Genomic DNA, 13,052 nt, shown 5'->3' with positions numbered 1-13,052 from the left:
TGTAGGAAAGGACATCAAACGAGACTCCGTTAGTAGTGGCGAGCGAACGCGGACCAGGCCAGTGGCTTAGATTAAGAAAAGTAGAAACGACTGGAAAGTCGTACCAAAGTGGGTGATAGTCCCGTATACGTAAATCTGATTTAAGTCCTAGAGTAGGGCGGGACACGTGAAATCCTGTCTGAACATGGGTCGACCACGATCCAAGCCTAAGTACTCGTGCATGACCGATAGCGCACCAGTACCGTGAGGGAAAGGTGAAAAGTACCCCGACAAGGGGAGTGAAATAGTACCTGAAACCGAATGCCTACAAACAGTCGGAGCCCAAGATACGTTCTGGGTGACGGCGTACCTTTTGTATAATGGGTCAGCGACTTAGTCTAACGAGCAAGCTTAAGCCGGTAGGTGTAGGCGTAGCGAAAGCGAGTCTGAATAGGGCGTTCAGTTCGTTGGATTAGACCCGAAACCGAGTGATCTAGCCATGAGCAGGCTGAAGGTAAGGTAACACTTACTGAAGGGCCGAACCCGTATCTGTTGCAATAGATTGGGATGACTTGTGGCTAGGGGTGAAAGGCCAATCAAACTCGGAAATAGCTGGTTCTCCGCGAAATCTATTTAGGTAGAGCGTTAGTCGAATTCTCCAGGGGGTAGAGCACTGGATGGGCTAGGGGTCCTCACCGGATTACCAAACCTAACCAAACTCCGAATACCTGGAAGAACTAACTAGCAGACACACGGCGGGTGCTAACGTCCGTCGTGGAGAGGGAAACAACCCTGACCACCATCTAAGGTCCCCAAGTTATGGCTAAGTGGGAAAGGATGTGAGGATCCCAAAACAACCAGGATGTTGGCTTAGAAGCAGCCACCATTTAAAGAAAGCGTAACAGCTCACTGGTCTAAATAAGGGTCCTTGCGCCGAAAATGTAACGGGGCTAAAGCCATACACCGAAGATGTGGATTTACTCTTCATTGAGTAAGTGGTAGCGGAGCGTTCCGTAAGCCTGTAAAGGGGGACCCGCGAGGGCCCCTGGAGGTATCGGAAGTGAGAATGCTGACATGAGTAACGATAAAGGGAGTGAGAGACTCCCTCGCCGAAAGTCCAAGGGTTCCTGCTTAAAGTTAATCTGAGCAGGGTGAGTCGGCCCCTAAGGCGAGGCCGAAAGGCGTAGTCGATGGGAACCACGTTAATATTCGTGGACCTGTGGGTAGTGACGGATTGCGTGTATTGTAAGATCTTATTGGATTGATCTTGCAGTGAAGCAGTTCCAGGAAATAGCTCCCACATATAGACCGTACCCCAAACCGACACAGGTGGACTGGTAGAGAATACTAAGGCGCTTGAGAGAACTACGTTGAAGGAACTCGGCAAATTGCACGCGTAACTTCGGAAGAAGCGTGACCCTTTAGCGGGCAACCGTTAGAGGGTGGCACAGACCAGGGGGTAGCGACTGTTTACCAAAAACACAGGGCTCTGCGAAGTCGCAAGACGACGTATAGGGTCTGACGCCTGCCCGGTGCTGGAAGGTTAAGAGGAGATGTGCAAGCATTGAATTGAAGCCCCAGTAAACGGCGGCCGTAACTATAACGGTCCTAAGGTAGCGAAATTCCTTGTCGGGTAAGTTCCGACCTGCACGAATGGCGTAACGACTTCCCCGCTGTCTCCAACGTAGACTCAGTGAAATTGAATTCCCCGTGAAGATGCGGGGTTCCTGCGGTTAGACGGAAAGACCCCGTGCACCTTTACTATAGCTTTACACTGGCATTTGTGTCTGTATGTGTAGGATAGGTGGTAGACTTTGAAGCAGGGGCGCTAGCCTTTGTGGAGTCATCCTTGAAATACCACCCTTACCGATATGGATGTCTAACCGCAGTCCGTTAGCCGGATTCGGGACCGTGTATGGTGGGTAGTTTGACTGGGGCGGTCGCCTCCTAAAGAGTAACGGAGGCGCGCGATGGTAGGCTCAAAACGGTCGGAAATCGTTTGTTGAGTGCAATGGCATAAGCCTGCCTGACTGTGAGACTGACAAGTCGAGCAGAGTCGAAAGACGGTCATAGTGATCCGGTGGTCCCGTGTGGAAGGGCCATCGCTCAACGGATAAAAGGTACGCCGGGGATAACAGGCTGATGACCCCCAAGAGTCCATATCGACGGGGTTGTTTGGCACCTCGATGTCGACTCATCGCATCCTGGGGCTGGAGCAGGTCCCAAGGGTATGGCTGTTCGCCATTTAAAGCGGTACGTGAGTTGGGTTCAGAACGTCGTGAGACAGTTCGGTCCCTATCTGCCGTGGGTGTTGGAATATTGACAGGACCTGTCCCTAGTACGAGAGGACCGGGATGGACGTATCTCTGGTGGACCTGTTGTGGCGCCAGCCGCATAGCAGGGTAGCTATATACGGACGAGATAACCGCTGAAGGCATCTAAGCGGGAAACTCACCTGAAAACAAGTATTCCCTGAGAACCGTGGTAGACCACCACGTTGATAGGTCAGGTGTGGAAGTGTGGTAACACATGAAGCTTACTGATACTAATCGTTCGATCGACTTGATCGTTCCCATTTCCTATATCCATTCATAAAATATAAAATTTCCAGCTTCTCAAAAATTCTATGCTCTTTGCTGACTTGGTGGTTATGGCGGAGTGAACGCACCCGATCCCATCCCGAACTCGGTCGTGAAACGCTCCAGCGCTGATGGTACTTTGCCTTAAGGCACGGGAGAGTAAGTCGCTGCCAGGTCTGCTAAGCGCATAGAAAAAACTTCTCAATAGATTTAAAAAAAATAAAAAATTTAATATAATCAAGCGTCGAAAAATGGTTACGCTTACTCTATCATTATTGACGCGGGGTGGAGCAGCCCGGTAGCTCGTCAGGCTCATAACCTGAAGGCCGCAGGTTCAAATCCTGCCCCCGCAACCAAAGTTCTCATACAAATAGTTCCATAAAAATAACATTACCTGGGCACACTACATTGCACCCGTCATAGCCCCTGAAATTAATATAAAAATCCACGTAGGCGAAAATCTCTAAACCTTTACTCAAACTCCCCCCCTACATCGTTGCTTTTATAAAAGGAGGGGGAGAAAAGTTGAGAAAGCGCTATAAAGATGCACAAAACGTACAAATCACATAAACGCCCATAAAACCATGCTGAGCGGATAGCGGATACCCCTTCTGCTGCTGGTTGTTCACGATAGAGTGCAAAAAATAGCGCTCAACCTAAATTGGTCTCAAAAATTTTCTGATGGCTCTCAAATTAACTTAAGAGAAATATCAATTAGATTGATGTGTGAGACTCGTGCTCCATAAAAGCACAAAGCAGATTACCAAGGACTTTAAACCCTTTATTGAAGTCCACATTGTTTGTATTTAGGCATTTCTTAACTATCTTAACTATCATCGCGGCTCTCATGAGGAGAAGATGGTGTATAAAAATAAGTCATCAAAATTATTTAACAATTAGTACTTTGCTAATATTGGAGACAGTATCCCAATTGTGGCAAAAAAAATTTTGTTGTTATGAAATATTTTTTGCGAGGAGGATACTGGTTGTTCACGATAGAGTGCAAAAAATAGCGCTCAACCTAGATTGGTCTCAAAAATTTTCTGATGGCTCTCAAATTAACTTAAGAGAAATATCAATTAGATTGATGTGTGAGACTCGTGCTCCATAAAAGCACAAAGCAGATTACCAAGGACTTTAAACCCTTTATTGAAGTCCACATTGTTTGTATCTAGGCATTTCTTAACTATGAGAGCTTAACTATCATCGCGGCTCTTATGAGGAGAAGATGGTGTATAAAAATAAGTCATCAAAATTATTTAACAATTAGTACTTTGCTAATATTGGAGACAGTATCCCAATTGTGGCAAAAAAAAATTTGTTGTTATGAAATATTTTTTGCGAGGAGGATAAGTGATTATATGGTTTTATAATATCAAAAAGTTGCGGGGGCTTTTGAGAATAGAATTCCATACTTCATACTTCATACAAGAGTGCGCAATGAGTTTATCATTTATATAAAAGTTGTGTAAGAAAAATATAAGATCATGTAAAAAATCTCTTTTTTATTGTTTTAAAAGTAAGTAGTTCTGTTCAACGTATCGGTGTGAAAGTGCATGTGATATTTTCCAGAGTGCGGTGTTTAGTAAAGATAGTTAGATAGATTGGCAGTCCCATATTCTATGTTGGGTCAGGGGAGGGCTGTTATCGTACTTATGGGCATAGTCTGCATTATTTTATGAGAGCGTTCAAAAAAGCCATCTTATAAATCGAAGCTGTTCTCTTTATGCGATAAGGAGAGTGCAAGGAAAAACAGTAAAAATGCACACAGAGAGAATATGAAAAAATGTGTGATAATTCGAAAAATATAGAATGAGAATAGAAGTATAATTTTGTATTATTGTAACTGCAATAACATTTTTTATTGGCAGATTGTTTATTGGAGATGGGAAGCAGGCAATGCGCATAATCCCTGAAAGGAAGGCTTTGTGACAAGAATTTCAACAATGCTATGTTACCAAATGTTGCGTGTGTCCTTTGCTTGTCAGAAAGAGCAGATGGGGGGCTCTTTATTCGCATAACCGGTAGAGAGTAATGAGTGAGGCGGGAGAGAAGTTTAGCAATTTCGTTGATTACTTTAAAGCTTACGGTTTTCTATAAAAAGGCTGTTTTCATTATATTCGCTGTTAATTTCGCGTATTTGGTAGAGATGGAAATATAGACGTTTATCGTGTCTGTAAGGGAGTTTTTAGTAATGAAGTTATGTGTAAAAGAGTTCTGAAAAGTTTCTTTTGCCGTAAAAACTTATAAGAAAAATTTAAAGGCAGGGAAACTATAGAGAAATCTAAAAGCACACTGTAAAAATCAAAAACAATCTTTTTAGAGATGATCTGCTTTATATCATCGTGCATCATGATCTTTAATATTTAAAAAATTTTTCCTCAAGGAGGAAAGCATTTCTCATGAAAGAGGTCGAGATTTGTTATGATAGTGCACAGTGAAATGGAGAATGGAAGCCCTCGTAGAAGAGGGAGAAAACACACTAGTGCGCTAAACGCTCGTAAAACTATGCTAAAGGGCTATCGTTGCTTTTAAAAGTCTTAAAGATAATTCCCAAGTGATCCTAAAAGCACAAAATTTTATGGCGATTAGAAAAATAAAGACCTTCTTCTATCTCACTTGCTCCTTATTCCAATTCTTCTGGATACTACTTGTTATAGAGTTAGAACGATATTTTTATCTTAAAGCCATGCTTCTCAAGCCTACAAGGGAGTACTTCTTCACTCAAACATCCTCCTCTTTAGCTTTATAGGCTTTGGGTTTTATAAGAAGCTGCTTTTGTAAGCATACACCCCACAAAAGCATGCTCTTAGAAATTGGCTGTGGATGGTTTTTGCTTTTCAAACCCGGCAGAATGTTCTTTCAGCAATTTTATAATATAAAAGTTCAGAGGTATCACCATCTGTGAAAAAGTGAACACCAAATAGCTAATAGCTTGAGATAATGCCTTACAACTAAAAGCTTAACCCTTACAATAGGGATGTTCAACTAAAACCTAAGTTCCGTAATTTTTGCACTTAAAAGACTCGAAGAAGCTAAACTAAAAGAGGAGCTGCTTTCTTTTATACTTTCACCTTACCTTTCCTTGAGCTTAACCGCATATCTATGCGCAAGGTCGTGGATCTCTGTCCTCTGTACAAGGTGCTACAAATCGGATGATTTCTTACCCTACCTTAAATATACTTTTATGCAAATTACTTTAAAGGTCGTGTTTTATTTTATTCGAAATGCTTTTATGGAAAGAGTTCATTGCGCTAAGAGCAAGAAAAAAACGTGTAAGCTTCCAGTGATAATGAAGAACTTATCGATGAAGTTATAATCTGATCTTATTTAATTTCTACTAAATCACCATCAGGAACCATAGGATATTCAGTCGTTTGAAAAAAGGATTTTATTTTTTCAGAGCTTGAGGAGCGAATAAATTGAGATTTCCGCATAAAGCAAACATGGAAAAATTGTGATTTATTGATAATGTCTTTAAAAAATTGCAGGTGGACTTAATATTAAAAACAACGAAGATAAGCGTACGGTACGCTTAAACAAAGCTGTTTTTGATCGTCCTGAATTCAAAGAATTATAGGATCGTATTAAATATAAAACCGTCTACAGAGTAGAATTTAATTCCAACGAATATCAGATAAGAGGATGAGAGGGATGATACAAGGGCATTTCTTTCAATATCGTAACGTGAATCAATAAACAATAAAACGCCAACACCGTTCTCAAATTGATTGACTATAATGAGTTGAATAGTCTTTCGCCGAAAGAGTGCAACCTTGAAGATTTAAGACATTTGTAAAATCGTGTACAGAAATTGAAGTTCCCATAATATTATAAAAAGTTGGTGTTCTTTCTTTCAGGTGTAAGGTATGGCCATGATAGCCACAATCGCATGATTGATCATATGCAATATGAACAACATCACCTGTGGCGTGTTCAAGTAATGGTGCATCATCTGGATAAAAAACAGAGACAATTAATTCATCATTTTCAGGATTTGACTTTACTTGAATGTGTCGTACAAGATGATAAATGTCACCATTAATCTCGGAACACTGGAATCCTATTGGACCAGTTTCTTGGGTGGTAAAGCTAAGAGGTCTAATATTTAATTCAGGGATTTAAGTCTTTTATTTTCGACACAGATTTAAGCTTGAAAGGCTTCTCCAAGATAGAATAGGTTTTTTAGAGATTTTAATTTTTGTTTCCGAGATATCGTAATAAGTTTATCCGCAAAACTTGGCAGGCAAATGATGGTATCGATAGAAAATTCTTCGATAGCTGAGCTCAAAGTTTCAAGATCAATCATAGAGGCAAATGGATAATATGTTACTTTGAGCAGTCTACAAATTTCATGTGCAAATAAAAATCCCCCCCATAATCCTTTAGGCTGTGAGACAATTTGCAACGGCGTTTACAGAGCAATCTTTAAAGACAGTTTTGAGCTTCTTTGCCGCAGAGTGTGTTACAAATTCATAATTGAGCCATTTATGGCGAAGTGTTTTGGGCACCCTTGTTGTGCCCCCAGTAGCAAAAATTATATGTGACATTGAAGTTCCTTATTTTTTTTAGTTTGCATGAGGCAAAGGCAAGAAGCAAAGGCGGAGACACCAACAATCATGCAAAAGGTGAAAGCGATATGCTGGTTGAAATGGCTGATGATCCATCCACTTGTCCATGAGCCGGCGGCTTGGCCAATATTTGAAACAACAAGAATATAACTAAAAAGAACACTGGAAGAGACGGATGCGATTGTTTTCCCTGCTTGATAGTATATCTCTGGAATCATGACAGATTCATAGACACTGTAGGAAATTAACGCAGTCACAGCGGTAAGGACACCACCCATGAGGAAAAATGCAGCGAAAGTTCCCATAAGCCATAATAGGTAGAAAGTTGATTTATCAGAAAGGCTAAGATGTTTATTGATTATTCCCTGCCAGATACAAATGCTGATGCCAACAATTGAAAAGAAAATCCCACTATAAGGAGCGAGATTACTGTCAAATTTATTGAGAAGTGTTGTGGTGGTGATGAAAATTCCCATGAGGAATGTACAAAGAAAAGCCGTGACCAGCAAATAAGCAATAGAACGATTATGGATTATTGTTTTTAAAGAAGAAAGAAAAGGCTTCTTTGTTTTTTTATCCTTTTCAAGAGATAATGTTTTATGCGGGTAGTGATAAACAATTTGAATGGATAAAACACAAAGATACAAACCAATGAGTGCAAAAAAGCCATGAGAAAAGCTGATGCGTTGTATTTTATGGCACTCATTGCAACGAGAGGGGCTATAACGACGGCAGCGTTTTGAAAAAAAGAATAGAGAGTTAATGCGCGTTTAAGAGTACTTCCATTGAGATGTTCTGATAAAATTTCTCTCAAAAATGGCTTTGAAATTGCTTTCGAAAAAGCCATTAAGGTAAAAAAGATCAACCATGCAGAAGGTGTAAGCGATAGGATAATGCACACAAAAGCAATACTCCTTAAAATAAAGGCGGTAGCCATTAAGAGTTTACGCGAAAATCTTTCTAATAAACCCGTTGTGGTTACCATGAGAATGCTTTCAAGGATTACTGATCCAGCGAGATAAAAAGCAACATTGGCAGCAGTTATGAGAGAAGAGTTTCCAATCAGAGGGAGTACAAAGAAAAAGGAAAATTCAGAAAGAAAAACTGCGCTATAGATGAAAAAAGGAATTTTATTTTTGCCCATGGAATTTCCATAGAAGTGTCGTTAAATGATCAAATACATTTTTTTGTATCTGTTGAGGAAGTCTTAAGAGCCCTGTTTCTGCTGTGCACATTTCGTTGAAATAGTATCCTTCTTGATTCACCAGCCAGTCCACTGCAAGAATATTGTTTTTTGTTTTTTCGACGATGTTTTTAGAAATACCGAGCATTTCAGGATAGAATTTTTTCTTGCCATATGCGGTTATAAAAGCTGCTTCAGTAAGAATCGTATTTTTGCCGCCGCGTGCAACATTTCCAATATAACCGTCTCCTTGAGGTGTGCGGAATTTCACAAAACAGAGTTTTCCTGATATGAAGAAAAATCTTACATCCTGTGCATCCTTTACAAAAGGCATTAAAAAATATTCAGAAGAAGAAGTTGAAATCAGATTTCCTATACTCATTGCATGTTGTAATCCATCTGATTTAATGACACCAAATCCCATTCCTGAGCTAACGGGTTTGAAAATAAAAGATTCATATTCTGATGAAAAAAAAGATGTGATTGTAGGGACTGTTTGTTTATGATAGCCACACATCGTGAATGGAAGCACTGGAGCTCCTAGCTTACGTGCTAATGCCATTTGCGCAATCTTATCCCACTCAAGATTTTCTATGCCATAAATACATTCGTTAAGAAGGTGTGTACCACTTATCCTAAAATAATTTCTTAATGTGAGACTGATGGCTCTTGCTTGTGGGTTTAGATCTGCTTTGGATAAAATATATGCAGAATGATCTGGATTTAGTGGAATACCTTGATATAAAAAAATAAATTCATCTGCATGATTTGCTTTGATAAGGCAGTTTTCTAACTTTAAAAACTGGAATTTGATGCCTCTTTTATTAAACTCTTCTGTATATTCTGAATAGGAATATTCTATATCTTGTGCGTTGGCATATTCTTCTTGCGCAACAATCCAATAAAGTTCCATTGCTAAATCCTTTTCATGACGATATTTGATAAAGAGAAAATATTTTAATTATTTCATCGACTTTGAGAATGTATAAAGCCGCTAACGATTGATATTGGTGTTGAGTGCGTTTCTTTATTATTTTAGCCATGAGCTGATTAAAACGGTCTTGTGGTTTTAGTTGCGTTTACATGATTTAGAAGAAATCTTTTCTATGTGTTGGTTTCAAAGCCATAGGCTTTAATTGTAATATTGCGGACGCATTTTTATAAGCTGTTATGATCTCAGTAAGTGGAGGAGAGCTCTATCAATTCATTCATATTTGCTGCAAATGTTTCGAGATCATGTTTAGTATGTGCTGCTGATATCGCCACGCGAATGATGCTTTTCTTTTTAGCCACTGTTGGATACATTGCCGCTGTAACCAAAAACCCGCGCTTTCTTAAATTATATGAGGCGCTTATCGCTTTGTCTTCAGCACCCATAAAGATAGATCTAATGGGACTCAATTTTTCTTGTACCTCAATGTTGGAGACTCTTTGATCAAAATAAGAGATATTTTCGTGCAGTTTACATTGAAGTTGATTCATTTCTTGTGAAAGATGAATATCTGCAGAAGAAAGACAAGCTGCTATTCCTGGGAGAGAAGGTGGACCACTGAAAATATAGTTAAGCGCATATTTTTAATAAAAGATGCAGCTTCTTTGTTGCTAAATGAAGCTGAACCACCATGGGAACCAAATGCTTTTGACAAGGAAGAAATTAAAATAAGATTTTTTTGTATTCTTCTCATAAATGAAGTGTATAACCACAGCCATTTTTTCCGATAATTGAGGTGCCATGCGCATCATCCGCATAATAATATCCACCGTAGAGTTTTGCTAATTCTGTTAATTTTTTAACGTCATTTGCTCCTCCCATAGAACCGAGAGAGTCAGAGATCAAAACAGGCGTTTTATTTTGTAATTTACTTTCCTGTAGGTTTTTCTCTAGTGTTGCAATATCTTTAAATGGGATTCTTATATAATTTCCAAATTGTTCAAGTATACCACGTAAAATTTGCACTGATGCGTGCGTTTCTTTATCTATAATCCATACAACACCATTTGCTGTTATAGGATATCCTGGAAGTTCTCCTGAACCTAAGATGGGCATAACTGCAAGATGGGTTGCACCTACGGAATTAAATATAACAGAGTGAGAATCGAGAAAAATGGTGTTTAGCTTTAACTCAAGTTCATCAAATAATATACATTTCGCACGCGTTCGCGCAGCTGCATATTGCACACCAAATCTCTCTACGGAAGACTTTACGGCATCACTTAACGCTGGATGACTTTCTAGCCCTAGATACGAACATGACATAAAATCAATATAAGTCTTTCCTGATTTAGCAACAATACCGCGCCCTGATGTTCGTGCAACAATCGTCAGGTCATTGAGACTTTGATTCCATATTCTCTCCTGATGGTTTTGACTGTTCTTAATCCTATTTGAAATTGACATCCCGCGCTCTTGTTCCTCCCCATTGCATCTCTTGCGAAGAGAGCACGTTAATCTCATCTCCATAGATTATCAACATATGAATGAGATGAATGATTTTATAACCTTTTAATGAAATGAGATTTTTTAGTAGATGGTTATCGACTATTTTGAAGTGTAGAAGAAAAACGATAGAGTTTTCTCATCATTTTTTAATTCTCTTTTAGCGTATGCGTTGATATTTGCCTCCATGGCGTTGTAAAAAACCTCTCTCAACAAGAGTGCGTCTTAGCCTTGCAAAATCTACAGTAAAGAGGTTGCATATCTTTGAGACTTCCGTTTCGCTATAGATTTTTTCCTTCTGAAAGGCTTCACCAATTTTTGATAGCATTTCTTCTGTTTCTAAATGGCGGTCGCTTAAATTTTCCCTATTCCGCTCATGTTTATTTTCTAGCATTTTCCACGGTGTCTCTTCGGTTTGAAATCCTTCTGTTGTGTTGTAAATAAGACCAAGATTCAAAAGGCGATTGATGGATTTGTGAATGGTTTTTGCATCATGATCGACAGTTTTTAGAATATCAGTAAGATTTTTTGCACCAAGGATAATGGCGGCATAAACAGCGCGCAGTGTCGGTGAGGTCATGGCAGAGATCAGTGAATTGCGGGTATTGCGTTTGTGAAGGGTTTCTTTTCCCATGGGCAAAAGATCATTGCGAATGGGCAATTCATTGATTTCTATGAGTTCTGCTTGGAGTGATTGTGCGCGTATAATTTGTTCGGTAGGGGTGCGTTTGCGAATAATCCCCAGACCACTTTGGCGATATTTGTGATTTTCTGGGAGGGTTAAAGCCTCATAGGATCCATCAAGACGGTAGAGAATTTCTTCCCACAAAGGAGTTCTGACACGTCGTACCCGCTGTGCCCCATTGAGAGCAACGGTTGTTGTTATGGTTGGTTCATGCAGACAAAGATAACCACCAGCGGTGATGTGTTCCCAAAGTGTGGTAACAAATCGCACATCATCTGCGGGGGTTCCAGCATCAATCCAAGCAAAATCTATGGGGCCCCAAGATTTGAGCGTTTCATCATCGAGAGAGAAGAAATTCTCATGGATAAATGTTACCATGTCTTTTTCAATACCGTCTTGAAGCAGTTTTTGCCATGCTTCTTCGGCTGATTGACCTTCTGCTGAAAAATCATCAATGGTGATCAATCGTGGTTGATAATTTTCAAGGACACTGGAAGGGTCAAGTAAAGCTGTACGTTCTTCCCAAGTGGAGGATTCTAAAAGTTTTTTATCTTGTTGCCATGCTTGTTTTGCTTTTTGAAGTGCTTTAGCAATCAAGCGCGTACTATCCCCCGCACCGATTTCAAGGACGGTACGTGGCCTTGCCATTTGAATGAGCGTGTAAAGAAGTTCAATACTGTTTTCTGTTCCCATGCCGGGTCTTATCAGGGACATCTTTTGATCCTTATCATTTTACTAAGCGCAGCATTCCTGCTTTGATAAAAAATATTGTTGTTTGTTCTATGGAGTGTTGAAGATGTATTTCTGTTATGGTTTTTTGTAAGAGAGGTTTGGTTTTTTCATTCAGCCGGATTGTGCGTCCATTGAGTTGATTAATAACAAGAGTGTCAAAAGAAGAATTGACAAGACGACATGTTGGCTCTCGTAAAAGACCCGTTGCGTGATCTGGGGAAAAGGCTTGTTGATCTGTTTGAATGAGACCGTGTCGCAATAGTGATATTAAAAGACTGTTTACGTCAAAAAGGCAACCGTTGAGTTTGATTTCTTTCAAGGAGTGAACAGAACAGCCTTCATGAAGTGCTGCAAACGTTGGCAAATCAAATCCAGCAAAAGCACAGCTTTTTGTGGAAACAACAGTGATCGGTTGAACTTGGCACTTGCCAATGAGTGCTGGTTTATTTTTTATGATTTGTACATCTTTTGCCCATCGAATATGCGCTAGGGAGTCTAATGTACGTGGGTAAACGGCAAAAGAATTGATTGCTATGGGTGGTGTGGGTTTTTGTAAGGCAAAGGTGTGGATGTTTTCATTCAAGTCATGTCGCATATAGTCTGCCAGTTGCCACACATAACCACCTGTTCCATGGTAAAAATTTAAGCCTATAGGATCTTGTTGCATGATGTTATCGTTTTTTTGCTTTAAAATATCAAGTTTTGGGGAGGGGGGGCGTTGCCCCTACATTAAAGAGTGGTTTATCAAAGTCCTATTGGGTTGGTATGGGGTTGCATGGGAGAGACAACGATTTATAGGGGATTTTATTGGGATTTTATAGGGATTTTATAGAGTGGTGATTGTCATGTCCTTTTTTAGCATGCTTTGCTTGAGAAAAAAGACGGC

Annotated in this window: 7 protein-coding genes, 1 tRNA gene and 2 rRNA genes (1 of these 10 cut by a window edge); 3 read left to right on the top strand and 7 right to left on the bottom strand. The window is 39.9% G+C overall.

Annotated elements, in window-relative coordinates:
• The 3 genes from QHG57_RS09040 to QHG57_RS09030 all read left to right on the top strand — a co-directional run.
• Nucleotides 1–2,549: ribosomal RNA gene (locus tag QHG57_RS09040) — 23S ribosomal RNA — on the top strand (it extends 266 nt beyond the left edge of the window).
• 70 nt (nt 2,550–2,619) lie between these two features.
• Nucleotides 2,620–2,734: ribosomal RNA gene (gene rrf, locus QHG57_RS09035) — 5S ribosomal RNA — on the top strand.
• 103 nt (nt 2,735–2,837) lie between these two features.
• Nucleotides 2,838–2,914 (top strand) — tRNA-Met (locus QHG57_RS09030).
• Between the two features lie 4,181 nt (nt 2,915–7,095).
• On the opposite strand, the gene QHG57_RS09025 is transcribed toward QHG57_RS09030, so the two are convergent.
• The 7 genes from QHG57_RS09025 to QHG57_RS08995 all read right to left on the bottom strand — a co-directional run bounded on the left by QHG57_RS09025 (nt 7,096) and on the right by QHG57_RS08995 (nt 12,833).
• Nucleotides 7,096–7,605, bottom strand: a complete 510-nt coding sequence (locus QHG57_RS09025) for a hypothetical protein (protein WP_330169149.1) — start codon at nt 7,603–7,605, stop codon at nt 7,096–7,098.
• Between the two features lie 65 nt (nt 7,606–7,670).
• Nucleotides 7,671–8,273: an MFS transporter gene (locus QHG57_RS09020; protein ID WP_330169148.1), complete on the bottom strand. Its 603-nt coding sequence runs from the start codon at nt 8,271–8,273 to the stop codon at nt 7,671–7,673.
• Nucleotides 8,260–9,225 (bottom strand): ATP-grasp domain-containing protein, encoded by a 966-nt coding sequence (locus QHG57_RS09015; RefSeq protein WP_330169147.1) that lies wholly within the window; start codon nt 9,223–9,225, stop codon nt 8,260–8,262. Before QHG57_RS09015 ends, QHG57_RS09020 begins: the two co-directional genes overlap by 14 nt.
• 263 nt (nt 9,226–9,488) lie before the next feature.
• Nucleotides 9,489–9,689, bottom strand: coding sequence for a hypothetical protein (locus QHG57_RS09010; RefSeq protein WP_330169146.1), 201 nt, complete (start codon nt 9,687–9,689; stop codon nt 9,489–9,491).
• A 304-nt stretch (nt 9,690–9,993) separates the two neighbouring features.
• On the bottom strand, nt 9,994–10,710 hold the full coding sequence (locus QHG57_RS09005) for a PLP-dependent aminotransferase family protein (protein ID WP_330168017.1): 717 nt from the start codon (nt 10,708–10,710) through the stop codon (nt 9,994–9,996).
• A 199-nt stretch (nt 10,711–10,909) separates the two neighbouring features.
• Nucleotides 10,910–12,148, bottom strand: coding sequence for a DUF2087 domain-containing protein (locus QHG57_RS09000; protein ID WP_330169145.1), 1,239 nt, complete (start codon nt 12,146–12,148; stop codon nt 10,910–10,912).
• A 13-nt stretch (nt 12,149–12,161) separates the two neighbouring features.
• Complete coding sequence (locus QHG57_RS08995; RefSeq protein WP_330169144.1) at nt 12,162–12,833, bottom strand: hypothetical protein; 672 nt, start codon at nt 12,831–12,833, stop codon at nt 12,162–12,164.
• Nucleotides 12,834–13,052 lie beyond the last annotated feature (219 nt).

It is taken from the genome of Bartonella grahamii subsp. shimonis (assembly GCF_036327415.1).
Classification (GTDB): domain Bacteria; phylum Pseudomonadota; class Alphaproteobacteria; order Rhizobiales; family Rhizobiaceae; genus Bartonella; species Bartonella shimonis.
This window is presented reverse-complemented; position numbering and strand designations above follow the sequence as displayed.